Below are 26,350 nucleotides of genomic sequence, written 5' to 3'. Positions count from 1 at the left end.
ATGGGTCGATTCATCTTTGCATTCAGATACAGGTATGTATTAGAATCCAGCCATCAATCTGAAGCAAGGGTGACGTGCAGATTTTTGCCGCACCGGGTTGCATCCGCCAACCGCTGCCGCGGTCTGTCGCATTCGCTTGCAACCTTCGTTCGCCGCATTCGCATTGGGGTTATCGTGAATCGTCCCGGTTTCAATCCTGGCTCTAGCGCGCAGCTTCCAGCGCGTCCGCAGTCCCGTCGGCGCGCAGGCGTCGCGCCCTTGCGTACTGCCACCCTCGTCGTAGCACTGAGCGGCGTCATGCTGCTCAGCGCGTGCCACCGCAAAGAAGCGGCAGCACCCGTGCCCCGCCCCGTCGTCGCCGTCGCGGTGCATCCGGACGGCCAGCCGGTCGCCTCGGCGTTGCCCGGCGAAATCGAGGCGCGCTACTCGACGCCGCTGTCGTTCCGTGTCGCGGGCAAGATCATTGAGCGGCGCTTGCGGCTTGGCGATTCGGTGAAGAGCGGCGAGGTCGTCGCCCGCCTCGATCCGGCCGATGCGCAGAAGAACGCCGCAAGCGCCCAGGCGGCGCTCGACGCCGCCCAGCATCGCCTCGTCTTCGCGAAACAGCAGCTCGACCGCGATCGCGCCCAGCTGCACGACAACCTGATCTCAGAGGCCCAGTTCGAACAGACGACCGACGCGTACGCGTCCGCGGCTGCGCAGCGCGATCAGGCCGATCAACAGGCGGCGCTCGCCCGAAACCAGCTGCAGTACACGACGCTCGTCTCCGATCACACTGGCGTCATCACCGCTGAACAGGCGGACACCGGCCAGAACGTGTCGGCCGGCCAGTCGGTCTACAACCTCGCGTGGACGGGCGACGTCGACGTGATCTGCGACGTGCCCGAAAGCACGCTCGCAACGCTTGCCGTCGGGCAGATCGCGAAGGTCACGTTGCCGGCACTGTCGGGCCGCAGCTTCACGGCGCGCGTGCGCGAACTGTCGCCGGCGGCCGATCCGCAAAGCCGCACGTTTCGCGCCAGACTCACGCTCGAGAACCCCGGGCCCGAAGTGCGCCTCGGCATGACAGCCAGCGTGTCGTTAGCCCGCGACAACGCCGCCCACGGCGCGTCCAGTTCGTTCGTGGTGCCCGCGACCGCCCTCTTTCACGAAGGCAACGCGCCCGCGCTGTGGATCGTGCGCGCGGACGACACGCTCGAACTGCGCCGCATCCAGGTCACGCGCTATAACGAGCGCACGATTGCCGTCTCCGAAGGGCTGAAGGACGGCGAACGTGTCGTGCTGCAAGGCGTTCACACGGTAGCGGCCGGAGAGAAGGTCCGGGTCGTGGCGCCGCTTCATCCCGAGGACTTCGCGTCATGAGCACTTCCGACGCCGCGCGTGATGCCGAACGCGAAGCCCGGCTGGAGGAAGGCCGTTTCAATCTGTCCGCCTGGGCGCTGCGCCATCAGGCACTGGTCGTGTTCCTGATCGTCCTGTCGACCGCCTTCGGCATGCTCGCCTACACGCGGCTCGCGCAATCCGAAGACCCGCCGTTCACGTTTCGCGTCATGGTGATCCGCACGTTCTGGCCAGGCGCCACCGCGCGCCAGGTGCAGGAACAGGTCACCGACCGCATCGGCCGCAAGTTGCAGGAAACGCCGTCGATCGATTTCGTGCGCAGCTATTCGCGCCCGGGCGAATCGCTGATGTTCTTCACGATGAAGGACTCCGCACCCGTGAAGGACGTGCCGCAGACCTGGTACCAGGTCCGCAAGAAAGTCGGTGACATTGCCGCGACGCTGCCGCCCGGCATTCAGGGGCCGTTCTTCAACGACGAGTTCGGCGACGTCTACACGAACATCTACACGCTCGAAGGCGACGGCTTTTCGCCCGCGCAACTGCACGATTACGCGGACCAGTTACGCACGGTGCTGTTGCGTGTGCCGGGTGTCGGCAAGGTCGACTATTTCGGCGACCCGGACCAGCACATCTACGTCGAGATTTCGAACACCCAGCTGACGCGCCTTGGCATCACGCCGCAGCAGCTTGCACAGGCCATCAACTCGCAGAACGCCGTGTCGCCATCAGGCACGTTGACGACCGCCGACGACCGCGTGTTCGTCCGCCCCACCGGCCAGTTCAACGATGTGAATGCGCTCGCCGATACGCTGATCCGCATCAACAACCGCTCGTTCCGCCTCGGCGACATCGCGACGATCAGGCGTGGCTATGACGACCCGCCCGTCACGCAGATGCGTTTCGGCGGCAACGCGGTGCTGGGCATCGGCGTGACCATGCAGCCGGGCGGCGACGTGATCCGCCTCGGCAAGGCGCTCGACCAGCAGACCGCCGTATTGCGCGCGCATCTGCCGGCGGGGCTCAAGCTCGTCGAAGTGTCGAGCATGCCGAAGGCGGTCGCGCTGTCGGTGGACGACTTCCTCGAAGCCGTCGCGGAAGCGATTGCGATCGTGCTCGTCGTGAGTCTGATTTCGTTGGGCCTGCGCACCGGAATGGTGGTCGTGATCTCGATTCCGGTCGTGCTCGCCGTGACCGCGCTCTTCATGTATCTGTTCGACATCGGCCTGCACAAGGTGTCGCTCGGTACCCTGGTGCTTGCGCTGGGCCTGCTTGTCGACGACGCGATCATCGCCGTCGAAATGATGGCCGTGAAGCTCGAACAGGGCTGGAATCGCACACGCGCCGCGGCATTCGCGTACACCAGCACGGCGTTTCCGATGCTGACGGGCACGCTCGTCACCGTCTCCGGCTTCCTGCCGATCGCGCTCGCCAAATCGAGTACCGGCGAATACACGCGTTCGATTTTCGAAGTATCCGCGATTGCGCTGATCGCCTCATGGCTTGCGGCCGTCGTGCTGATTCCGATGCTCGGCTATCACATGCTGCCGGAGCGCAAGCGCGCCCCGAAAGAACATCCCTCGGGGGACCACGAGCATGACGCCCCGCACGAAATCTCCCTGGGGGACATCTACGACACGCGCTTCTATGGCCGCCTGCGCGGCTGGGTCGGCTGGTGCATCGAGCGACGCTTTGTCGTGCTCGCGATTACCGTCGTGCTGTTTCTCATCTCGCTCGCGGGCTTTACGCTCGTGCCGCAACAGTTCTTCCCGAGTTCGGACCGGCCGGAACTGCTCGTCGACGTGCGCCTGCCCGAAGGCGCATCGTTCCATGCAACGCTGCGCGAGGCGCAGCGGCTTGAAAAAGCGCTCGAAGGACGGCCTGAGATCGATCACACTGTCAACTTCGTCGGCACGGGTGCGCCGCGCTTCTATCTGCCGCTCGATCAGCAACTGCAGCAGCCGAACTTCGCGCAGTTCGTGATCACCGCGAAATCGGTCAAGGAGCGCGAGAAACTCGCACGGTGGCTCGCACCTGAACTGCGAAACCGGTTTCCGGCAATTCGCACGCGCCTGTCCCGGCTGGAAAACGGCCCGCCGGTCGGCTATCCGGTGCAGTTCCGCGTGAGCGGCGACGACATCGCGACGGTCCGCTCGATTGCTGAAAAAGTCGCTGCCATGATGCGCGCCGACAGGCGCACCGCGAATGTCCAGTTCGACTGGGACGAACCCGCCGAGCGTTCGGTGCGTTTCGAAGTCGATCAGAAGAAGGCGCGCGAACTGGGCGTGAGTTCCGACGATATCTCCAGCTTCCTTGCGATGACGCTTTCCGGCTACACGGTCACGCAATACCGTGAGCGCGACAAGCTCATCAGCGTCGATCTGCGCGCGCCGAAAAGCGAACGCGTCGATCCGGCGCGGATCATCACGCTCGCGATGCCGACACCCAACGGCCCGGTGCCGCTCGGCACACTCGGCCAGGTGCGCCACGACCTCGAGTACGGCGTGATCTGGGAACGCGACCGGCAACCGACGATCACCGTGCAATCCGACGTCGCCAACGGTGCGCAGGGTATCGACGTGACGAACAGCATCGACCGCTCGCTCGCGCAGATCCGTGAGGCGCTGCCGGTGGGTTACCGCATTGAAGTCGGCGGCCCGGTGGAGGAAAGCGCGAAAGGACAGACGTCGATCAATGCGCAGATGCCGATCATGATCATCGCCGTGCTGACCTTGCTGATGATCCAGTTGCAGAGCTTCGCACGCGTGCTGATGGTGGTGCTGACGGCACCGCTCGGGCTGATCGGCGTCGTCGCGACCCTGCTGCTGTTCGGCAAGCCGTTCGGCTTCGTCGCCATGCTCGGCGTGATTGCGATGTTCGGCATCATCATGCGTAACTCGGTGATTCTCGTCGATCAGATCGAGCAGGACATCGCGGCCGGCCAGAAACGTTTCGACGCGATCGTCGGCGCGACCGTGCGACGCTTCCGGCCGATCACGCTGACGGCCGCCGCCGCCGTGCTCGCGCTGATTCCGCTCCTGCGCTCCAACTTCTTCGGACCGATGGCGACCGCCTTGATGGGCGGCATTACGAGCGCGACCGTGCTGACGCTGTTCTATCTGCCGGCGCTGTACGCGGCGTCGTTCAGGGTGCGCAAGGATGAGCGCGAGCCGTCTCCGCCGCCCTCCTCATCTGCGCAAACGGGAGTTTGATCATGGACAACCGTTGCTTCACTCCCAGGATGACGGCGTTCGCCGCCGCTGCGGCGTTCACGCTCGCCGCCTGCTCGTTCGGCCCGAACGGCACTCCGCCGGCCATGCCGGAGCCAGCCCACTACGGCGCCGAGCCGCAACCGATGCAGACCGTGCCAGCCCAGGGCGTGACGCAGCAGTTCGTCATTGGCGCTAAGCCCGTGCCGGACTGGTGGAAGCAGTACCGCTCGGACGATCTGGACGCGCTCGTCGATGAGGGCCTGCGCAACAGCCCGACACTCGCCGCGACCGATCGCAGCCTCGCCGCGGCGCGCGAGCAGTTGCGAGCCCAGATCGGCAGCTCGCTGCTGCCCACCATCGACGCCGGCGGCCAGGCAAGCCGGCAGCGCGCCCTCGCCATTCCGGAGGCCGGGCCGAACACGTTCCTCTACAACGTGTTCGTCGGGCAGTTGCAGGCGCATTACACATTCGATATTTTCGGCGCGGCACGGCTGGCGAACGCGGCGCTCGCCGCCCGCGTCGACGTGCAGGCGTATCAGTTCGACGCCGCGCGTCGCGCGCTGGCGGCCAACATCGTCGCGGCGGCGATCGCTTCGGCCACGCTGCACGCGCAGATCGACACGACCGAGCGCCTCATCACGCTCGCCAACGAGCAGGCACGCGATACCTCGCGCCGCTACGAGCTCGGCGCGGCCTCCCATACCGATGCGCTGAACGCACAGCAAAGCGCCGCGACGCTCGCGGCCAGTCTGCCGGGATTGCGTCAACAATGGCTGGCGACCCGTCACGCGCTTGCCGTACTGCTCGGCCGCACACCCGATGCAGCGCCGGCCGATCTCGATCTCGCGAGCCTTCATGTGCCCGAGCAGGTGCCGGTGTCGATACCATCGGATCTGCTGAAGTCGCGACCCGACATACAGGCCGCCGATGCCACGTTGAAGGCCGCCGCTGCCGACGTCGGCGTCGCCACGGCGCAGATGTTTCCAAGCCTGTCGCTGACGGCATCGATGGGCCAGGGCGGCTTTAGCTGGCCGGTTGCGCTGTCCGGTGCGGGCGCGCTATGGAGCATCGGCGCGTCGCTGTCGCAACCGATCTTTCATGGCGGCGCGCTCGTCGCTCAACGCCGCGCGGCTGTCGATGCGTACGACGCTGCCACGGCCCAGTACAGGCAGACTGTGCTTGCCGCGTTTCAGAATGTAGCCGACACGTTGGCCGCGCTCGAACACGATGCGCAGTCGCTCGATGCGGCAAATTTTGCGGCCCGTTCGGCACAGGGCGTATTCGACGAGACATCCGCGCGCTACCGGCTCGGCGCCGTGCCCGAGTCGACGGCACGCTCGAGCGAGCAGCAGTACCGCAACGCGCGGCTCGACGAGATCCGCTACACGGGCGCGCGCCTCTCCGACACGGCGGCCCTCTTCCAGGCAATGGGCAATCCGCCGCCGCAGGCGGAACCTTCGACGGACGGCGTAGCGAACAACTGATCAATACACCGCGGCCTCGCCGGCTGGCCGGTTCTTGAAGCGCTTGTGCACCCAGTAGTACTGATCCGGAATCCTGCGCACCTGCGTTTCGAGAAACGCGGTGATACGACGCGCGTCGATTGCCGCATCGTCCGATGGAAAATCGGCAAGCGCATCGAAAATCGTCAGCTTGTAGCCGCGGTAGTCCGGCAGCACCTCGGTGACGAACGGCACCACCCGTGCGTTGCCCGTTTTCGCGAGCCGGGACACGGACGTCAACGTGCACGCGGGCACGCCGAAGAACGGCACGAACACCGAATCGCGCAAACCGAAGTCCATGTCGGCTGCCAACATCACCGGCTTGCCGGCACGCAGCACGCGCAGCGCATGACGCACGCTGTTGCTGCGCGGAATCATCTCCGTGCCGAAGCGGCCGCGCTGGCGCAGCGCCAGCGCATCGAACAGCACGTTCGACATCGGTGTGTAAAGCGACGCGACCGGATACCGTGTCGAATACATCATGCAGCCCGCCTCGATACCGACGAAATGGAAGCCGACAAAGATCGTCGGATGCTGGTGCGCGTCGGCAAGATCGATTGCGCTCTCCACTTCGACGAGACGCGCGAGCGACTGCGCACTACCGAACCACTGCGGCCCGCGCTCGACGTAGCTGCGTATCACATGACAGAAGTGCGCCCGCGCAAGGCGCTCGCGTTCGGCCTCGCTCAGGTCGGGAAAGCACAGCTTCAGATTGGTGTGAACGACCTTCCTGCGGGTGCCTGGAATGCGATACAGCAACGCGCCAAGACCCACGCCAAAGCGCGCAACCAGGCCATACGGCAAGAGCGCGAGCGCGCGCAGCAAGCCTGTCGCGAGACAGATAAGAATGCGGTTCTTCAAGGGAGGACCCGGTTGATCCTGCGTGCGTGGCGAATGCGCCGTTCCGGGAAAGCATGGAGACGACGGTCGGACTGGACCTGCATGCGCGCGGCTGATACCGGGTGAAAGCGTTGCGCCTGGTGCGAAGCAGCCCCGTTTAAACGCGGGGACGAAGTATTCTGTCAATCAACAGGCGGACGGAACCGCATGCCTCACGGATTGTAACCGCCAGGCACCCCCGGACGCATCTTCGTCCGGGCGCACCTTCTTACCTCCGATTACATCACGGCTTGTTCGATTCAAACAGATCCATGATCTGCTTCTTCTCGGTCGACGAGACATCTGGAGGCGTCAGCCCCGCTGCTCCCACCGTGCCCAGCGCATCGGTTGCGCCTGCAAGCGGATTCGCCGAATCGAGGCCGATGCTCGCGACAAAGCCATTGCCAGGCGTCATGTCCGTGTAGAACAGTTCGCCGTCGAGCGTCGTCACGCCCTCGGGCATCTGCGGCTCTTCCTGCGGCACGCCGCGCAGCGCCCGCTGCATGTAATCGACCCAGATCGGCAGCGCCAACTGCGCACCGAACTCGCGGCTACCGAGCGACTTCGGCTGGTCATAACCCATCCACGCCACCGCCACCAGCGACTTCTGATAGCCGGCGAACCAGCCGTCCTTCGCATCGTTCGTGGTGCCCGTCTTGCCCTGCAGATCCGAACGACGCAGCACGTTGGTGCCCGCCCCCGTGCCGGCGGTCGCGACCGAATGCAGCAGGCTGTTCATGATGAACGCATTACGCGCTTCCAGCGTGCGCGGCGCGTCGGTGCCAGCCGTCAGCGGCTGCGCACGCGAAATCACCTGGCCGCGCGCATCGGTGACATCGGCGATCAGATACGGATTGATCCGGTAACCGCCGTTCGCGAACACCGAATAGGCGCCCGCCGACTGCAACGGCGTCACGAGCCCCGCGCCGAGCGCGAGCGGCAGATAAGGCGGCGTCTTGTCGACATCGAAGCCGAAACGCTGCGTGACGAAGTCCTGCGCGTACTTCGTGCCGATAAACGACAGGATGCGGATCGACACCAGGTTCTTCGACTTCTGCAGCGCAAGGCGCATCGACATCGGGCCATCCGGCTGATCGTCGTCCTTCGGTTCCCACGCGTCTCCGCCTGGCGTGCTCGGCGGGAACGACAGCGGCGCGTCGTTGATGATCGTCGCCGGTGCGAGGCCTTTGTCGAGCGCCGCCGAATAGATGAACGGCTTGAAACTCGAGCCCGGCTGCCGCCACGCCTGCGTCACGTGATTGAACTTGTTCTTGTTGAAGTCGAAGCCGCCGACCAGCGCACGGATCGCGCCGTCCTGCGGTGTCAGCGACACGAGCGCGCCTTCGACCTGCGGCAACTGCGTGATCTGCCAGTTGCCCTTCGCATCGGCGACGAGGCGCACAATCGAGCCGGGCCGGATGCGCTGCGCCTGCGCCGCACGCGGGCTCAGCGCGGCAGCCGCAAAACGCAGCCCATCGCCGTCGATCGTCGCGACCGTGCCGTCGACGAACTGCGCCTTCACCTGCTTCGGCGTCGCATCGGTGACCACGGCTGCAACGATTTCACCGGCGTCGGGATGATCGGCGAGCGCGTCGTCGATCGCCTGGTCGCGATCGTCGCTGTTGTCCGGCAGTTCGATGAAGCCTTCCGGTCCGCGATAACCGTGGCGGCGCTCGTAATCCATGATGCCTTTGCGCACGGCGTGATACGCCGCGTCCTGGTCAGCGGAATCGATCGTCGTCGTGACGTTCAGGCCACGCGTGTAGGTCTCGTCCTTGTACTGCGCGTACATCATCTGACGCACCATCTCCGCGATGTACTCGGCATGCACGCTGTACTCATTGCCCGCGACCTTCGTGTGAATCGGCTCCTTCACGGCCTCGTCATACTGGTCCTGGGTGATGTAATGCAGATCGAGCATGCGCTTCAGGATGTATTCCTGACGGATCTTTGCGCGCTTCGGGTTCACCACCGGGTTGTAGGCCGACGGCGCTTTCGGCAGGCCCGCCAGCATGGCTGCTTCAGCCAGTGTGATGTCTTTCAGATCCTTGCCGAAGTAGACGCGCGCGGCAGCTGCAAAACCGTACGCGCGCTCACCCAGATAGATCTGGTTCATGTAGAGCTCGAGGATCTGATCCTTCGTGAGCGCGCGCTCGATCTTGTACGCAAGCATCATTTCGTAGATCTTGCGGGTGTAGGTCTTTTCGCTCGACAGGAAGAAATTGCGTGCGACCTGCATCGTGATCGTGCTCGCACCTTGCGAAGCGCCGCCGTGCAGCAGGTCCGTGAACCCCGCGCGCAGAATGCCGACGAAGTCGACGCCGCCGTGCTCGTAGAAGCGGTAGTCTTCGATGGCCAGCACCGCTTTCTTCATCTGGTCGGGAATGTCCGCGAAGCGCACGAGACTGCGGCGCTCCTCGCCGAACTCGCCGATCAGGATGTGGTCCGCTGTATAGACGCGCAGCGGCACCTTCGGACGATAGTCGGTGAGCGCGTCGAGCGACGGCAGCTGCGGCCCCATCACGACGAGCGCATAACCGATGATCAGCGCACCGACGACGGCAATCGTCGCCAGCAACCCGGCGAACCAGATTGCAATGTTCGCACCGAGCGAACGGCCAGCGGACTTGTCGTCGCGGGCGGCACCGTTGCGTTCGCGGCTGGATCCGGCGTTGCGGTGGTTGGGATTCCGGTCGTCGGCCGGATAATTTGAAGGCGGTCGTTTGATAATTGGCATGACTTGAATGGTTGGCGCCTCACTGCGCACCTTCTGCGCGCGCTCCCGGCGCACGCACGGATCATGGTCGTGGCGCGCCGTGGGCTGGCAGCGCCGTCAGGTCTGGACGTTGGCAATAAGCGGTTGTCAAATAGCGCCGCCTCGGACGGACATCGCAACACCCCGCCGAAACCGGCTCCCCGTGCGGTCATACGCCCCCGGCGACCGCGCAGCGCACGGCGAAAACGGCGGCCGGCGCAAACGTAACAGGGCATTTTAAAGAAATCGCGCGGCGCCCAAGCCGATTTTTTTGTAAGAATTCCCTCATGATGGTTCCCCGCAAGGCGCAGTATGCCTTTTGTCGGAGTGCGGGGGTTATTAACAGAAAATGTTGAAAAGTCAAGGGAGTAACCCGGCCTGGCTCGGAAAGTCCTGCCAGATATGGCCTTGCGGGGTGCCCGTGGGGAATGGAATATTCCCCACGTCCCGGCCAGCGCCGTTCCCCCACGTTTCCCCATGCACTGCGGTGCGGGAAGATCGCCGTTCCCCCATGCCAGAAGCCGTCTACAGATTTAACGTCCGTATTGTCAGACTGGCAAAGTCGTTGATGGGTGCCGGTACGACGGCCCCGTTCCGACACGGCAAATGATCTGTCGAACGTTGTACAGGCTACCTGTTTACGCTGCACTGCACACGGCAGCGGAAACGCCCGCGCCTTTCCCCACGGGGCGCGATGATAGGGCGACGGCAGGACGTAACCGGCGCTGCCCGAGGCGGCGTGAAAATCACACCCTGTGATTTGTGGGACGATCTCTCATCGCTCCCCACGCGTCACCCGCGCGGTGGGGAAGCCCGATGGCCTGTAAAGCGGCGTCCCGAAAACGGCAGCGATCCTATTTGGTCAACCGGACAACATAGAACCCGGGCTCATTCGGGTTCGCTGTCAGACTGTAGTTTGGCCTGACGGCATAAATCGGCCCTTCAATCACTGGCAAATACGTCACCGCACCGTCGCTTACCTTCGCCAGCTCAATGGCCGGCGGTATCTGCGTTGGCGTCACGTCCGTCGTGAAATTCAGTGTGAGTCTGCGATTCAGCAACCTCGTTAGTGCGCCTTGCGCTTTCAACTCGTAAACGTAGTCTGCCTGAACGCCAGCCGGGATCGGGTCCGGCTTGCCGAGGCACACCACAACATCAGTGTTGCTGCCGGTTGCCGGCGTCGTGAACGTAAATGTCGCTATGCCATCATCGGTGACGACCGACACGCCGGCGTTCGGGACAAGGCTGTTCGCGACGTCAAATTTCTTGTATCCGGCAGGACAGGAAAAAGCGGCCGGTTGCGGAGTGGAATCAGGCTGCTGCTCCGCCGAGACATCACTACTCGCACTGGTGCTGCCAGCACCGTGACCGCCGCCACAACCCGTCACCAGAGCCGTCGCGAACATTCCCGCGATGATCGTGGACGCAGACCAAACCCACCGCTTGCTGTTATTGGACATCTCATTTTTTCCTTAAGTGAATAGAACGGTCTCGATCAACACTACTTCCCACAACCCACCTGTCGCCCAGGCGCACCATCAAAACTGTGCAGTCAGCTGGAAGCCGACCGTCACGCGAGCGGTATCGAAGCCCGACGGCTTGTAGATGGGCGTACCGGCAAACAGGTCGTACGCAAACCCGCCAATCCGCGCCGGGACGCTGCCGCGTACGCCAATCACCGCACCCGCCAGTTGCGCGCCGACCAGGAACGCGGTGTTCGGCCCGAACACGTGGCCGTAGTCGATCCCGGCATACAGCGACTGGCCGGTCTGGCCGATCGACATCTGCAGTTCATTGCGCCAGAAGAAACCGCGCTCGGCCGCGAGCATCGTTTCGCCATCGAAGCCGCGCACCGTGTAGCGGCTGCCGATGCTCAGGTCGTCAATGAAGAACAGCGTGTCGTTGGTGAACTGGCCGTGCACAGTCGTCACATAGCGCAGGTTCTGCTTCGCGATGGCGAACGGCACCGACAGGTTCGCATCGAGCACCGCCATGTGGAAGTGGTACGTCGGGCCGGTCGAGTACGGGTCAGGCGTCGCGCCGAATTCGTTGATGCCTTGGCGGTACGCGAGGGTGCCGTCGAACTGCGCAGTGCCGAAGTAGTGCCGGTTGGTCAGTCCCGCCTCGATGAACGTGTTGTCACGCTGCTGTGTCGGAATGGTCGTGCCTTCGATGAAACTCGCGCCGAAACGTTTGGTCAGCTGGAATTCCACGCCCGACACATCGTTCTGGCTGCGGTGGATCACGCGTTGCAGCTTCAGGCCCGCCGTCTGCGAATTGCCGCTCGACACAAAGGTCGTGTTCACGGCCGCGATCTGCTGGTAGTAGGTGTTCGTGTTGCCGAAGAGGGTCGCGGTCCAGTAGCCCCACGGGACCGAATACGAGCCGTTGAAACCGTGCGAGCCAAGTCCCTTGTCCCCGAACTCCAGGTCCTGGTTCGCGCCGAGCGCGAGGATGTCGTTCAGACCCAGCGGATTGTCAATGCCGAGGCTCAGATTACCCTGCAGCTTGCCGGTTGCGCGGCTACCTGAGTTATCCACTGAAGCGACCACACTCCACGGCTTCACGCGCTTCACCGTAATCACGACATCGCTTTCGCCGGGCGTGTCGGTCGGCTCGATCTTCATGTCCACGTCCTGGCTGCTGACGCGCTTCATCTGCTCCAGTCCCTGTTCGAGGTCGCGCAGCTGGAGCAGATCGCCGCTACGAGCCGGGAACGCGGTCTTCCACGTGCCGCGCGTTGCCGGATCGGCGAAGGCCAGTTGCCGGATCACGCCCGGCACCAGCGCGAGTTTCAGCGTGCCGGACGACAGGTCCTGCTCGGGCAGCAGCACGCGTGTCGTGATGAAGCCACGGCTGAGGATCGTCTGTTGTAAGCCCTTGACGATCACGTCGAGCCCCTGTTTGCCGACGCATTGTCCGGTGTAATAGGTAAGCCAGTCGCGGGCGAATGCAAACGGGTCCTGGGGCAGTGCCGAGGCGGCCTTCGCGCGCACGATGTCAGGCAAGGTCGTCGGTGCATCGAGCACGAACGACCCGATGCGGAAGCATGGCTGCTCATCCGGCAGTTCGGGATACTCACCGGCCTTCGGCATGGTCGAACGCACCGAAGATGCATTCACGGTTTTTGCGCGCGCCTGCGCGTCACGCTGCTGCTGGACCTGCTGGTTCTGTTCGGCGTTGGCGCGTGCCGCTGCTGCGGTGTCTGCGGGCGTCGGCGTCTGCTGCGCGTGAGCCGCGAGCGATACCAGGGCTGTGAGCGGCAGTGCCGCCAGCCTCTTGCTGATTTTCATCACTGGATTGATTCCTGATTCTGCTTGCGATGCCAATGACGGTCATGCAAACCGCCACTGCCATCAATTACAGCTTTACGTGCGCTAATTGCTACTGCGCGTTACCCTTCTTTATCTGCCAAAGTATGCGAGCTTCGTTCAGGCTATTTTGATTAGCTCCCCCTGCAAAGGTAGGATCGTTCGACTGCACTGGATCATCCTCCCAGCCGCACACATCGCAGATCTCATAGCCTCCATGCTCAGTAAGTGTCAAGCTATTACAGCAGGGGCACGGTAGGCGTTCTTCTGTGTTTTGCATCACTGTTTATTCCAATAATCCATTCCAGCCGTAGGCTTGAACATTGTTTTTGGCGCTCCGTCCTTAGTCTTCGATGCAAATGTGTTAGTTGACGGGTCGTAATACAACGTGTCACCGTTCGGCCGAGTTTTGGTCAGAGTCCCTTCAGGCGGATTGTTTACAAAGCCCTGTGCAGCCTGCACATACTGCACCGAGTTTTGGTAATTTGGGAATTCGTCCCCGTGCTTGGTCGAATGACCGTAGGCATTTTCAACCGGTGTCTTATCCTTTGTCGAAGACCAGAAAGAACTGTTCGTAATCGGGTCGGTTAGCAGCGCCCTGAGCCAATCAGGTGTCGCCGCCGTAATCACCTGATCGATCAGGCCTGGTCCTGGAAGTGGTGTTACCAGCGGCGTATCGGCCTTGATTGACGGATCAAGCTCGGTGGCCGGATCGGCAATCACGCCGTCGCCTTTCTTCGCGGTCTCGCCCGTGTAACCACCGAGCGGCGGCAACGTCGGCGTGGGTGCCATCGAAAACTGGTTGTTTTCCCCTTCGATCTGTCCTGCGCCTGTTGCAGTTGCCGCATTCACACCCGACGCCGCCGCGATGCCCGCCACCAGACTCGTCACCAGATTTTCACGCGCCTGACGGTCTTCCGCAGACATACCCTCTGTCGGCGCAAGCAGGCTGCCGAGCACCGAGCTTGTTGCCGCGCCCAGCGCGCCCGCGCCGCAACTCTGGCTGCTCGCCGCTGCACCCGCGCAGCCCACGATAGCGTGCAACGCCGCGCGCGCCTCCTCACTATCGAGACTGTCGGCGATCGTCTTGACCGCACTCGCACCCAGCTCCTGAATGTATGCAACCGTCGCGTTCTGTGCGAACTCGCCTGCACCCGCCGTCACGTTGCCGCCCGCCGCGACCGTTAACGCCGTCAGGATCTGGCGGTATGTGCCGCCCGGTCCCCATTCCGCATTCAGCTGGTCCGCCAGCTGCTGTGCCGCCGCGCGTTGCTCCGGTGTCAAGTTCGGATCGTTCGCCGCCGCCTTCGCTGCGTCCGCTTCCTTCGCCCGGTTGTTCACGAACGTACCGACCTCGTTGATGAACTGGCTCGTGATATCAAAACCGGCCTCGATCTTGTCCTTGTCGAAGATCGGCGCAACCGTGCCCCGGGTATCGGACGTATCGCGGCTAATGCCCGCGACTGCCTCATCGGCGGTCTGCCCGGTCAGCTGCTGCTGTGCCGCGCCATCGGTAATAGTGATGGTCCCGCCGCTGATCGCGCTCTTCGTCGTTCCGCTCGCATCGCCTGATGCGCTCATGACGATCGGGGGCGCCATCGAGAGTCCACCGGCTTTCGGCAAGGTCGTACCCGGAATCGGATTGACGTTGTTCGCCTGACCCTGCTGGCCCTTGCCGATATTGCCGCCATAGCCGCCGCTGATACCGATCGACTGCCCGCTGTAGCTGGCGCGGTTCTGGATGTCGCTATGCGTGAGCGTCGCGGTCGTCAGGCTGTTCACGCCATTCTCAATGGCCGTATCGCTGCTCGTGATGACCGCGCCCTTGAGGTCCGTGTTGCCCTTCACATTGATCTGGAAGCCGCCGTCGCCCGCATTGATGCCCGACTGTTCGGTGACGCTCGCGTAATCGCTGTTCAGTTTCTGCTGGCTGTAACTGCCCGAGACGCTGGAGCCGCCGTAGCAGATCGGCGGCACGCACACGCTCACGGCCACACTCGCGCTTTGCTGCTTCGAATTGTAGGTGCTCGTGTCCTGCAGGCTTTCGATGTTCAGGTTGCCGCCCACGTTGGCGACTACCTGCTGGCCGTTAGCCACCGCGCCCTTCAGGTTCGTGTCGCCGCCCGATTGCAGCGTCAGGGTGTTGCCCGCGTTGACGTGCGTGTTCGTCCACGTGGTGTCGCTGCCGTTGCCGTTACCCTTCGTGCCGGACACGCCCACCTGGAACGAGATGCCGTTCGATTTTCCGACGCCGAACGTCACGCCGATGCTCGCGCTCGACCCGCTATTCGTGCTCTGCTGGCTGTCGGTGTTCTGCGCGGCCTGAAGATTGATGCTGCCTTCGGCGTTGAGCGTCGCATTGTTGCCCGCCGTGATGTCACTGCCAATCACATTGATGTTGCTGTCGGCTCCTGCACCGGTTGCGGTGATGTTCACATTGTGACCGGCCGATACCGCACTGCCGACCGCCGTGCTCGATGACGCGCTGGAATTGCTGTTGCTGTGGCTCGTGCCCAGCGACACGTTGATGCCCACGCCGCCAAGGGCGGTCGGGTCGCTCATGACCGCATCATAGGCATTCTTCGCGGCAAGGCCCGTGGTCGCCGCCGCCAGCGCGGTCAGCCGGGCATCGCCGCCAACGTGCTTGACATCGTTGTTCATCTGGATCGCGGTACGCGCCAGCGAAAGCGCCGGATTGCTGATACCACCAGAAACCGCTGTCTGGCTGAACGACTGCTGCTCGTTGAACGTCGTGGTGTCCTGCGCCGCATCAATCGTGACCGTCTTGCCCGCCAGATTCACGTCGTTGCCCGCATACAGGACACTGCCCGTTGCATGCAGGTCGTTACCGGCCGTGACCGTCAGGTTGCCGTTGAGCGCGCCGACCATGCTGCCATTGTTCGTCACCTGCGTGGCCTGCTGCGCATCGGTGGTCTTGCGCGTGCCGACCGAATAGCCCTGCAGGCCGCCGTCGAGCATGTTCATCACCGTCATGCCGGACAGGAAACCGTATTCGCTTTTCTCTGAGTAGCCCTGCGAGCTTTGCGTGTCCTGTGAGGTCGTGATGGTCACATCGCGCGCGGCCGTCAGATTGACATCATTGGTGCCGACGACCGTGCTCCCGATCACGTTGATGTCCCGGCCACTCGTGATCGTGACGCCATCCGCCGAAATCAGGCTGCCCTGGCTCAGCATCGCCGTCTGGTCACTGCCACTCGCGACTTTCGTGCCGCTCACCCCAGTGCTGTGACTGTGCGTTTCCTGCGTGTCCAGCACATGTGTTTCCGTCGCCGCGCCGACGTTCACGTCGCCTGCCGCAGCCAGCGTCACATCACCTTTGTCCAGACTGATCGCGCTGCCGATCACATTCAGGTCCTTGCCCGCCACGATCGCGACGCTCTGCCCGCCGGTCAGGACCGTGCCCGTCAGTTGCTCGTCGGACTGGTGCAGCGTTTCCGCGTAGCTGCGACCGAAGCTACTCCCCGAACTGTTGCTGTCCACGGTCGAGGTCGCGCTTGCCGTCAGCAGTGACACGTTGCCCTGCGCCACAATTGTCCCGCCACCGCCGAGATCGATCTGTGCGCCGCGCGCGGTCAGGTCGCCGCCCACGCCAATGGCCGACACGCCGCCGACATTCACGGTACTGCCGGTCACGCTGTTGAGGTTCGTATCCGACACGCCGTTCGCACGCTCAACCACCTTGTGCTCGCCGGTCTGCACCGCGCCGAGGTCCCAGTTGCCGCCGATCTGCATTCCCAGATTGCCGCCGACCGACAGCGCGCCCGCGTTCTGCTCGAAGTTGCCGCCCGTCACGATGGCCGCATCGCCCGCGACATTGATTTGTGCCAGCGGCCCCAGCGTCGTGGTGATGCGCGTGGCACCCGTGTCGCCGACCTGACTCAGCGTGTTCGTCGCCGTATTGAGGATCAGGTTGCCGCCCGCGTTCAACGCGAGGCTCCCGGCGTTCACGTTCGCCGAAGTCAAATTGACATCGCCCGTCGTCGTCAGCGCCATCAGGCCGCCGCTTTTCAGCGCGCCAAACGTATTGTCGATGGACTTGCCATCGATCGACAGTGTATTGCTCGCCTGCACCGTGCCGCTGTTCGTGAAGGTCTGTGTGTTCTTCAGATCGATATCGGTCGCCGCGATGAGTGGCCCGTTCATGTTCTGCTGGCTGGCCTGCGCCAGATAGACGACCGGCACCAGAACCGATTGCCCATCGACCACCCGCGTTTCCATGATGATGACGTTGCTCGTCAGCGCTGCCACCTGCGCGGGCGACAGGCTCATGCCGAGCGGCAGATTCAGCGACTGTGCCAGCCCCGCGCCCGCTCCGAGAAGCGCCTCGTACATCGCTTCGATGTCCGTGTACGGACCGAGCACGGCCTTGCCGGTCAACGCCGTAATCTCGTCGCGCACGAGCTGCTGTTCGTAGAAGCCGTCGCCGAGGCGTTTTTCCGTGGTCTGCGGATTCAGGCCCAGCTGCTGCAGGTAATAGTCGCTCGACAGGAACGAGCGCGAACTCGTGAAGGCCGGATTCGTCTCGATCACGTACGTGGCACCCGGCGCTGAGGATGGCTTGAACAGGCCGCCCTGCGGGATCGTCAGGTTGCCCAGCACGTTCACCGCTGTCGCGGCTGCGATGACCGGATCAACGTTCACGCCGGGCTTGCCATTGACCCCGCCGGGATTCACGCCACCCAGCGACTGGCCGGGCAGCAGGCCGAGCGACGGAATCCCTGCATTGCCCGCGGTATTGTCGATGCTCACACCGGTGCCGGACAGCGTGCCGCCCGGGACGAAACTCGATTCGTAGTCTGGCAACCCGTACGGGCGAATATCGGCGGGAGCCTTCTGCGTATAGCCGCCCGGCTGGGAGCCGACAAACGGCGCATCGCCGAACGGCAACTGCCAGTCGTGTTCGGTATTGTCGTAGTTGTTGTAGTGATATTGCCCGGAGTACGTGACCAGCACCTGCGGCGCCGTCTGGCCCTGCCAGCTGTTCTGGTCCAGTGTGAAGGGCATGGCAATGTTGCCCACCGCCGCGACCGCGCTCCAGTAGTTCTGGAACAGGCCGACCGAGGCCGCTGACAGATTGCCGCCGGAGACGATCTGCGCCTGCGGACTGATCGACGTGACGATGTTTGCAAGCGCCACGCCCGTGTAGGTCGTGTACTGGTACGTGCTGTTCCACTGGCCACCGTGCGGCGGATCGATATAGGCGCCGCCGATGCTGGTGGGATCAGACACGCCGATCTGGCCCGTCTGGCCGCTCAGGCTGATGCCCAGCTGTTCCAGCAGGGCGGGGTCCACGTCACTGGTCCAGCCCGTCGTCATCACACGGCGCGTGTTCGTGACCTGACCGGCGTACAGCGCCATATCGCTGCCCGATTCGATCAGCGCGGACTGATTGCGGATCAGCGCGGCGTTGGTGTAATTGCCGTTCGCATCCTTGCCGCCCGCCAGCACGACCCTGCCCAGACCAAAAATCGCCGTCTGCGCCTGCGTATCAGTCGCAGTGGTGTCGTCACGGTTCTCGATGTCGGGCGCGAGCAGCTCAAGCAGGCCGTTGCTGTCCGTGGCTCCAATCAGCGCCGTCGGACCAAGGTTCGACAGGGTCGAGGTCGCCGCCAGCGACACGCTGCCGCCCACCATCGCGCCCGTGTTCGTCAGGGTGTTCGAGTGCGTGGCGAGCAGGCCACCCGCTGCAATCGTGCCCGAATTCACGATGTTACCCGCATCGATGGTGAAGTCGTTGATCGATAGCAGGCTCGCGGCATTGCTGAATGTACCGGGCAAGGAAAACGCCAGACGGTTGCCCGTGTTGAACTGGTAACCGGGCAGCACGCTGAAATCGCCTTGCAGGTTCAGCGTGACATTGTTGGCCGCGCTGTAGGCACCGCCCCCGTACAGGGTACTGGCATTCACCGACACGTCGTGGGTCGCGCCGATCTGGCCGTTCGAGTTCGTCACCGCACCGGTCGTCATAATGTCAACGTCGCCGTACGCGACCGTGCCGATGGTGCCATCGCTATTGTCCAGCGTGTCACCGCGCACCGTGACATTTGCGCCGCTGAACTGACCACCTTGCGTGTTCAAGAGCGACGACGCGCCGAGCGTCACGTCCCCGTTGCCCGTGACGGTGCCCTGGCTATTGACAATCGAGGTGCCGCCTTGCACGGTCGCCGCGCCCGTGCCGAGATTGCTGGCGAGGCCCCCCGAGTTGTCCACCGACGCCGCCTGGATATCGAGCGTACTGGCGTCATTCACCGAACCGGTGCCGGACTGGATCGAGCCATTCACATTGGTCAGCGCGCCGCCGCTGTGCAGTGATAGGGACGACAGCGAGCGCATCAGCCCCTGCACATTATTGACATTGCCCGTGAAAGAGGCCCTGATCCCGCCCAAGGCCGCGAAGACGCCACCCGAATTGTTCAGGCTGCCCGCGTTGGCGATGATCTGACCGGCGCTGATGATGCTGCCCGCGACGTTGCTGATCGCCCCCGCGCCATTACCCGGCGCAAGCGTCAGGGTGCCCGTTCCGGCGTGCGTAATCGTGCCAGCGTCATTGATGAGCGTAGCCGGTGCGAGTGTGAGATCGGTGCTGTTGGTCTGCAGCGTGCCGCTAGCCGAGTTGTCAAGCGTGCCCGACACATCGACGGTCATCGCGCCGGTGCCGGTCTGCGTGATCATCCCCGCGTGGTTGACCAGGTTCGCCGCGTGCAGCGCAAGCTGGTCCGCGCCCATGTTGCCGTAGCTGTTGTCGAATGTGGCTGCCGTGAGCGTCACCAGGTGACCTGATGCGATGTTGCTGGCGTTTGTCAGCACCGAACCTGCGGACAGGGTGACATTGCCGTTGGCCGCCAGGGTGCCGCCGTTGAACAGCGTCTGCACGGCACTGGCGATCAGCGACTGCGCCGCCGTAATCGATCCGGCGTTAGCGAGTTGTCCCGTCTGCGCGGTCACGTTGCCGTTGCCGCCAATGACGCCGCCCAGGCCGTTGTCCAGCAGGCCGGCTGTCGTGACGATCAGGCCGTCACTGTTCAGCGACACGATGCGGGCCGCCGTATTGTCGAGTGATGCGCCCTGTATGTCCGCACGGCCCGCCGCCTGCATCACGCCGCCCTGGTTCGCGATCGCGCCCGCGACGTTTGCCGAAAGGGTACTGCCCGAGACGATCTGGCCGTTGCGATTCGACAGTGCACCGGCCCTGATCGTCTGCGCACCGCCAGAGGTGAGCGAACCATTGTCACTGGTCAGCGTGCCGCTGGCCGTCGCCGACAATGTACCGTTCGCGCTCACCGTGGCGCTGGCAAGATTCAGGTCGCCGGCATTCGCCGCAAGCGTCAGGTTGCCGCCCGCCTGCGTGGTGCTGCCGCCGAGGTCCAGCGCCGCGCCCGAGAGCGTGGCGTTGCCGCCTGCCGCGTTGCTGCCGTGCGCCGACAGTACGCCAGCCGCCGTGAGGTTCAGCTCGCCTGCCTGCGCGAGCGTGCCGTCGGCATTAAGCCCCGCAGCGAGTATGCCGGTCGAGGCAACATTGGCGGCATTCGCCGTGAGGTCCTGCTGCGCGGCGAGCGTGCCGCTGTTCACAAGGTCCCCAGCCGTATTAACGGTGACCAACTGCTGCGCATACGTCGTGCCGCCGTTCGTGATGCCGTCGCGCGCATCAACGGACAGATTGCCGCTCGCACTGGTGCTGCCGGTGAGGACCAGCCGGCCGTTCGATTGCAGCGTCAGGTCGCCCGCCTGCGCGGCAATCACGCCTGCGTTCGAAACCCCTACCCCGTATTCATTGCTCGCCAGAATGATGCGGTTGGCGTACATTCCGCCCAGCTGGCTCACGTCGATCGAGACCGCAGGGGCCGCACCGTCACCCGCAATCGGCGTCGTCGCCAGCGAGTCATGATCGACGTGATTCGCGCCCGCGATCACGTTCAGCGTGTTCGCGTAAAGCTTTGCATTGATCGCAACCGCACGCGCAATAAGATCGACCTGATCGACGTTCGACGCATTCAGCCCGTCGCCTAGCACGGTAATCTGCCCACCGCGTACGTCGAAACCGGTGAGGCTTCCGTCCGGACCATAGTTCGGCGTGCCGGTCGTGAGGGTCGCGCGCGAAGTGTTTATGAACGAGCCACCGTTCACCGAAATCCCGGAACCGTTCGCGATGACGACTGCAGCACGGGCACCCGCGACTTCGAGCGGGCCATTGATCTGGCTCGCTGCGCTGCTGTTGACCTGATTGACGATGATCCGCGCGGACTGGCCCGGCGAAAGGTTCGGATTGCCGTTGATCTGCCCGGCAAGCTGGGTGCTGGTGATGACCGGCGAGTTGTTCAAAATCGCGCCGGGGTGCTGTACGTCAAACTGTGAATAGGTACTCACGGAAACGCCAGCCCCCGAAGGTCTGGCGATGTTCACCTGCGGCAGACCATTCGGCGTCTGGATGACGCTCGCGCCGGAGCCGGGCGCGGCGACGATCTGCGCGTAACTGGTCGCAGGGACAGCACCGAGCAGGAGCATGGCCGCGAAAGCGGCTTGCCGCAACGCGAACCGCGTAACGGGTGTGTGCCCATGCGGGCCGCCTAAGCGCGTGGTTTCTCCCGATGCGGCCTTGCCGTTACCTGCCGCTGTCTCCTCGACGGCAACCAGCATTCCTCGTCGCTGGCTAAAGACCAGCCGAAAAGTATTTGTATTCATTTGTTCTTTTTTCGTTGTGCGAACAACGGATTGCCGTAAATGACCTGTAGGGTATCGAAAGGCTCCGGTAACCAACGAGTCAAATAGTGTCAAATGTTGTCGCGCGACAACGTTTTTGAAAATCGGATTTATCTGATTGCGATTAACGCATCGTTGTTGTTTCGAGCAGGCTGCGCATCACGCCGTTGTGCACGCGCCGGAAAGCGTCCACATCGGCCTGTGCATTCAGCTCGAAGCGGATCACGGCTTCCATCAGCAGCGCGAACAGCGCGTCGCGTTCCTCGGGTGACGCCGCACCCTGCTCGATCGCTTCGGCCAGTGCGGAGATTTTCGAGAACTGCGCATAGTGGCGTTGGCAGGCCTGCAATATTTCGTGCGTAAAACCGTCAAGCAGCTTGTCAAGCGTGGATGATTTCTGTTGCTGCATTGTTCAGGCTCCAGAGATGGAAAACGTTGAACAGCACGAAAAAGCGGATCGCACCGGTACGGCACGTGAGGAATCCTCAGTGATACCGCTGTGCGAAAAACGGTGAAAGTAATCAGTGCCGGGTCGGGGCGCAGTCCACATCCAGCAACTCGTCATCGACCAGCGCCAGACAGGCGGACAGACGGCGGTAGTTGCGGGCGAAGCCCAGTCGCTGGACATGAAGCGAGGCTTCCGTACGGGCCTGGCTGCAGAGCTGTTCGAGCGCACCTGCCAGAGCGATCCGCTCAACATCGGACATCGGACGGCGGGCGATGGCGCGCGCCACGGCGCGAATGCCTTCAAGCTGGGTGAGATGCCGGTGACCGGTTTCGAGCGCCGCGTCGGCTGCAGATTCGAGTACCGAGTTTTCCTCGGCGAGCCGGGCACAGCTTTCAACCAGTTCTGCCGGCGAGGGAGATGGCGGGACTTCCTTTTTCTTCATGGCGCGTCCTGTTTCCTGTCGGTGGAAAAGGCCCGCAACCTCTGCAAGAGGGAGGTGGTGAGCGGGCGCATTGACAGGGTTGGCAGACCGGTGCCTTACCACTACCGGCAGACCCGAAGGTCTCCCTGCCAAGACCCGCCCATAGAAAAGCATAGGCGAACAAAGGCAGCCGCCTGCCTGCGTGTGCAGGCGGGCGGGGTAAGGCATTTCAGGCTGCCAAGCCTGATTACAGCACTACCGCTATTTTGGTAGCAGTTACTGAGTATAACGCACACGACTTGCGCATGCGACATGATAGGGGCGTGGCAAGCGACCTGCTCAGCACGCCCATCTCTAAAAATCACACCCTGTGATTTCCGTCTCCGGTCGAGTACCACCTCACACCCGGCCCGGCCTCGTCCGCAGGTTCCAGCGCCCGCTTCGCCTCGCTGCGCGCATTGCCGCGCCCCAGTTCCGCGTAGCGCAGCAAGCCTGCGTGAACCAGTGCAACCTGCGTGGCAGTGGCCCGATCCTGCCGTACCGCCTCGATGGCGGCACTACGTTCACGGTCATACGGGGCTGAGATGGTGATGCGCGCGAGCACCCCGGCCTGTTCGATCAATGTCATCCTGTACATGGCCACTCCTGCCTGCTGAGTCCTGCTGTGATCCTTGCCCCGGCGATGCAGCGTGACCGCATGCCGGTACGGGTGACGGTTACCCATTGTCCACTTCCTCCGCGATGTCGCCTGCCGCGAGCCACAGCACGCGTTGCAGGTTCTGTTCATGATCCGCCAGTTCTTCGGCGTTCCACGCCCCATACTCCTTCAGCACTTCACGCAACGTGGCGGGGTCCACCACATCAAGCTGTTCGCGAATCTCCCGCTCGCGCGAGAGCGCCACCACATCGGCATCGCACGGCCCCGGATGATGCGCGGCACGCGCCTGCCCGTCCGTCATCTGAAGATAGATACGCCCGCAACCCGACAGCCACTCTTTCATGACAGCGCCGGTTTTAATCAAGGAGTCCTCAAGCTCCAGTTCAAGAATTTTCCCATTCATTTCCCACCCCCTATGAGTTCCGTTTGCCATCAATCGCCCTGATCGCCGCGTCGAGCTTGTCGCGCCCATAGTCCGCGTCATTCGCCAGCGAGGTCTGCAACTGCTCCAGTTCTCCCACCAGTTCCAGCAACGCGGCCCGGTTATCGCCGCGCATGCGCTTCGCCAGTTTCTGCATGCCTTCCAGCAGCGCGCTGGCGCAGTCCTCGGCGGGAAAGCCCGCCTTCGCCTCGCCCAGATCGCACACCACGCTGCCGAGGTCCGGTGCAGCGGCTTCGCCGTCGAGCAGCGCCACGATGCGCTCCTCGCTCATGGTGCCGTTCAGACGATAAAACTCCGCGTTCGACATGCCGGACGCGTCCAGAAAGCTGATAAAGGTATTCATGAATCACACCCTGTGATTTCTGGCCCGACGCGCACGAAGTACGACGCGTAGTAGCCGGTTTCGTGGAGGTTGCAGTTGTACGAAATGAAGTCGCGCAGCACGTCGTCAAACGCGCGGTCGCTGAAGCCTGCCCTGCTGGCAAGAATCGACGGCCGCCATCCGCCGAACGGATACAGCCTGTGCGGGCAGAACACCACGTCCATCCCCGCATTCCACGCCCTGCGTGCGTGGACCTTGCCGACACGGCGGTAGCGGATATCGCCGTCCATGGCGAAGAAACCGTTCATGTGGCGTCCTTCTGTGCATTCGTGACAGGGGCTTCCGCCGCACTGAGCACGCTGCGCATGCGGGCAGCACCGGCGCTGCCGGCCAGCCGGTCGAGCGACTGCCGCGCAATCGCCAGCTCGTCATGCTTCGAGTAGCTGACGTTCGTGAAACCCGCCAGCGAATCGCAGACCTTCCGGCCCGACGCAACGTGGCTGATGACCTTGCAGGTGCGTCCTTCCACGGCATGCAGCGCGAACCAGAACTTCTGGCCGCCGATGGTGTGCGAGAAGCGGCGACACGCTGTCCTGACCCGTTCGCCTGCAGCGGTGCCGTCCTTGATGTTCATCTGGAAATAGCCGGTCATGTTTTTTCTCCTCCTATCTATCACTGGAAAAATCACAGGGTGTGATTTTCCTCACCAGTTGCGGTCAAACATATGGCCGTCCTCGAACACGAAGCTGTGCTGCAGGTCGCCGCTCCAGTAGTGGTCCCAGTCGATGTACGAAAACATCGGATGCCCCGCATCAATCAGGCCGCCTTCGATCGCCCACTCTTCCGCGAAGGCCCGCTCGCTGTCGTATTCGCCGCGATAGGCGTCGCCGAACCTGTCGATGTCGGCGTCGCTACCGAACGCGGACAGGAACGCGAGGAACGCCTCGCCGTGTTCCTCCAGCGCCGCATCGAGCTGCGCGACGCGTTCGAAGCTGTCGTACTCACCGAGCAGCCCGCCGAAGCCCTCGTGATCGTGGATCGCCCATTCCTCGGCGCTCGGAACCTGCCCTGTGCCTTTACATGTGGGGCTTGCGCGCATTTCCGACGTGGCGGGGTCGCATATCTCCCTGTCGCCGTCGCAATGCGGACAGGTGACGACGACGTTCGGGCACGGACTGGCGCGCAGCATCGCGTTCACCTCGTCCTGAATGTCGTCCGCATCCTTGCCTTCCGTGTCGATCCACTCGCCGTGCAAAATGCCGCTGTTGTACGAGGCGAGACAGGCGACGTAGATACGGCGCTCAGCGTGGTGTGTGCTGCTCATGTTTTTCCTTGAATGAAAAATCCCATGCTGGCGTGAGCCAGCGGCGTGATTTGCCGCGTGCCGTGGACATGCCATGGCACGAAAAATCACAGGGTATGATTTGTTGGATTAGCTACTTAGGATTACTGATTGCTACGAGGAAAAAGACGCGCGCCGCATGTTCATTCATTACGCCGGCGCGCTTTCCCGGTGCGCCAGATGCGGCGCGAAGAAGGAGAAAAGCCGCACGGTACGGGGTAACCGCACGGTAAATCCAGTATGGGTCATCTTTTGCCGCAATTCAAGCTAACGGACAACATAAAATCCTTTAAAATCATACAGATAAAACATCTTTCGTGACTAATTTCACGCAATCGCGCGCCAGTCCTGACGCAGCCGGAAATGCCATTTCCAGCAAAATAGAGACGGCTGGAACGGCCCGGAACGGGCAGGTGAATATCAGAGGCTTACCCGGGGTCGCCACCGGCTTCCACGCGATTACGGCATGGGGATACGGGTAAAACATCCATACAGTCACGGCCCCCAGGAAGCGGCACGGCGCGCGGTGCGAGCCATGCAAGGGAATCGGCAACCGCACGGCGTGAGCCGGAGCAAGGACCGGAAAATCACGGGGTGTGATTTTTCGCCGCTGCGCCTCGCGCACCAGAACGTTTGATGATAGGGCGATGGTTGCGCGCGCATCCATCAAGACAGCATGCGTGAGGCAGAAGCACGGCAACGGCGCACGGAAAGAATAAGGCGTGCCGGGCTAACGGCGCAGCGCGCGGATAGGCGGACGCTAATCCGAAAGGAATCAGGCAGTTAGCGCCGGATGCAGCTATCGGCACTGTTGCACCGATCAAAAAGATTTGCCAGACCTGCGCTTATAGCGGCCCGCCAGAAAAATGCATATGGCCCCGCCAAGCCATTCCGAAAGTATTCAACGGGTTAGCGCGCGAGACCTGCATTAAGGCCAGAATGCAGGCGGTCTGCAAACAGGAGAGGTATATAGAGAGCCACATTAAGTACAAAAAATGTCAA

Annotated in this window: 18 protein-coding genes; 3 read left to right on the top strand and 15 right to left on the bottom strand. The window is 63.0% G+C overall.

The window, feature by feature from the left end:
- The first annotated feature begins 297 nt into the window (after positions 1 to 297).
- Genes P3T23_RS22385 through P3T23_RS22375 form a run of 3 tightly spaced genes read left to right on the top strand, consistent with a single transcriptional unit; the run spans position 298 to position 6,034 of the window.
- Positions 298 to 1,362: an efflux RND transporter periplasmic adaptor subunit gene (locus P3T23_RS22385; RefSeq protein WP_429318416.1), complete on the top strand. Its 1,065-nt coding sequence runs from the start codon at positions 298 to 300 to the stop codon at positions 1,360 to 1,362.
- Positions 1,359 to 4,550 (top strand): efflux RND transporter permease subunit, encoded by a 3,192-nt coding sequence (locus tag P3T23_RS22380; RefSeq protein ID WP_429318304.1) that lies wholly within the window; start codon positions 1,359 to 1,361, stop codon positions 4,548 to 4,550. Before P3T23_RS22385 ends, P3T23_RS22380 begins: the two co-directional genes overlap by 4 nt.
- A gap of 2 nt (positions 4,551 to 4,552) precedes the next feature.
- On the top strand, positions 4,553 to 6,034 hold the full coding sequence (locus tag P3T23_RS22375; protein ID WP_429318303.1) for an efflux transporter outer membrane subunit: 1,482 nt from the start codon (positions 4,553 to 4,555) through the stop codon (positions 6,032 to 6,034).
- On the opposite strand, the gene P3T23_RS22370 is transcribed toward P3T23_RS22375, so the two are convergent.
- The 15 genes from P3T23_RS22370 to P3T23_RS22300 form a co-directional block, all read right to left on the bottom strand.
- Complete coding sequence (locus P3T23_RS22370) at positions 6,035 to 6,913, bottom strand: lipid A biosynthesis lauroyl acyltransferase (protein WP_429318302.1); 879 nt, start codon at positions 6,911 to 6,913, stop codon at positions 6,035 to 6,037. It abuts the gene before it with no gap.
- Between the two features lie 262 nt (positions 6,914 to 7,175).
- The gene (locus tag P3T23_RS22365; RefSeq protein WP_429318301.1) at positions 7,176 to 9,668 is read right to left on the bottom strand and encodes a penicillin-binding protein 1A; all 2,493 of its coding nucleotides are present in this window, start codon (positions 9,666 to 9,668) and stop codon (positions 7,176 to 7,178) included.
- 872 nt (positions 9,669 to 10,540) lie between these two features.
- Positions 10,541 to 11,146, bottom strand: coding sequence for a hypothetical protein (locus P3T23_RS22360; protein ID WP_429318300.1), 606 nt, complete (start codon positions 11,144 to 11,146; stop codon positions 10,541 to 10,543).
- A gap of 78 nt (positions 11,147 to 11,224) precedes the next feature.
- On the bottom strand, positions 11,225 to 12,979 hold the full coding sequence (locus P3T23_RS22355; RefSeq protein ID WP_429318299.1) for a ShlB/FhaC/HecB family hemolysin secretion/activation protein: 1,755 nt from the start codon (positions 12,977 to 12,979) through the stop codon (positions 11,225 to 11,227).
- A gap of 91 nt (positions 12,980 to 13,070) precedes the next feature.
- Positions 13,071 to 13,277 carry a CPCC family cysteine-rich protein gene (locus P3T23_RS22350; RefSeq protein WP_429318298.1) on the bottom strand — a complete coding sequence of 69 codons (207 nt, stop codon included), beginning with the start codon at positions 13,275 to 13,277 and terminating at the stop codon, positions 13,071 to 13,073.
- Complete coding sequence (locus tag P3T23_RS22345) at positions 13,277 to 21,697, bottom strand: hemagglutinin repeat-containing protein (RefSeq protein ID WP_429318297.1); 8,421 nt, start codon at positions 21,695 to 21,697, stop codon at positions 13,277 to 13,279. Before P3T23_RS22345 ends, P3T23_RS22350 begins: the two co-directional genes overlap by 1 nt.
- A gap of 142 nt (positions 21,698 to 21,839) precedes the next feature.
- Positions 21,840 to 22,124 carry a hypothetical protein gene (locus P3T23_RS22340; protein ID WP_429318296.1) on the bottom strand — a complete coding sequence of 95 codons (285 nt, stop codon included), beginning with the start codon at positions 22,122 to 22,124 and terminating at the stop codon, positions 21,840 to 21,842.
- A gap of 112 nt (positions 22,125 to 22,236) precedes the next feature.
- On the bottom strand, positions 22,237 to 22,605 hold the full coding sequence (locus P3T23_RS22335) for a hypothetical protein (RefSeq protein ID WP_429318295.1): 369 nt from the start codon (positions 22,603 to 22,605) through the stop codon (positions 22,237 to 22,239).
- Positions 22,606 to 22,945: 340 nt separating this feature from the next.
- Positions 22,946 to 23,308, bottom strand: coding sequence for a hypothetical protein (locus tag P3T23_RS22330; RefSeq protein ID WP_429318294.1), 363 nt, complete (start codon positions 23,306 to 23,308; stop codon positions 22,946 to 22,948).
- Complete coding sequence (locus P3T23_RS22325; RefSeq protein WP_429318293.1) at positions 23,301 to 23,645, bottom strand: hypothetical protein; 345 nt, start codon at positions 23,643 to 23,645, stop codon at positions 23,301 to 23,303. Before P3T23_RS22325 ends, P3T23_RS22330 begins: the two co-directional genes overlap by 8 nt.
- 10 nt (positions 23,646 to 23,655) lie before the next feature.
- The gene (locus tag P3T23_RS22320) at positions 23,656 to 24,027 is read right to left on the bottom strand and encodes a hypothetical protein (protein ID WP_429318292.1); all 372 of its coding nucleotides are present in this window, start codon (positions 24,025 to 24,027) and stop codon (positions 23,656 to 23,658) included.
- On the bottom strand, positions 24,024 to 24,314 hold the full coding sequence (locus tag P3T23_RS22315; RefSeq protein ID WP_429318291.1) for a hypothetical protein: 291 nt from the start codon (positions 24,312 to 24,314) through the stop codon (positions 24,024 to 24,026). The genes P3T23_RS22320 and P3T23_RS22315 overlap by 4 nt, the downstream gene beginning before the upstream one ends.
- Entirely contained in the window at positions 24,311 to 24,658 is a 348-nt protein-coding gene (locus tag P3T23_RS22310) for a hypothetical protein (RefSeq protein ID WP_429318290.1), read from the bottom strand. Before P3T23_RS22310 ends, P3T23_RS22315 begins: the two co-directional genes overlap by 4 nt.
- Before the next feature lie 51 nt (positions 24,659 to 24,709).
- Positions 24,710 to 25,330 carry an antirestriction protein ArdA gene (locus P3T23_RS22305; protein ID WP_429318289.1) on the bottom strand — a complete coding sequence of 207 codons (621 nt, stop codon included), beginning with the start codon at positions 25,328 to 25,330 and terminating at the stop codon, positions 24,710 to 24,712.
- Between the two features lie 313 nt (positions 25,331 to 25,643).
- Positions 25,644 to 26,015 carry a hypothetical protein gene (locus tag P3T23_RS22300; RefSeq protein ID WP_429318288.1) on the bottom strand — a complete coding sequence of 124 codons (372 nt, stop codon included), beginning with the start codon at positions 26,013 to 26,015 and terminating at the stop codon, positions 25,644 to 25,646.
- Positions 26,016 to 26,350 lie beyond the last annotated feature (335 nt).

Source organism: Paraburkholderia sp. GAS448, assembly GCF_050435685.1.
GTDB lineage: Bacteria > Pseudomonadota > Gammaproteobacteria > Burkholderiales > Burkholderiaceae > Paraburkholderia.
This window is presented reverse-complemented; position numbering and strand designations above follow the sequence as displayed.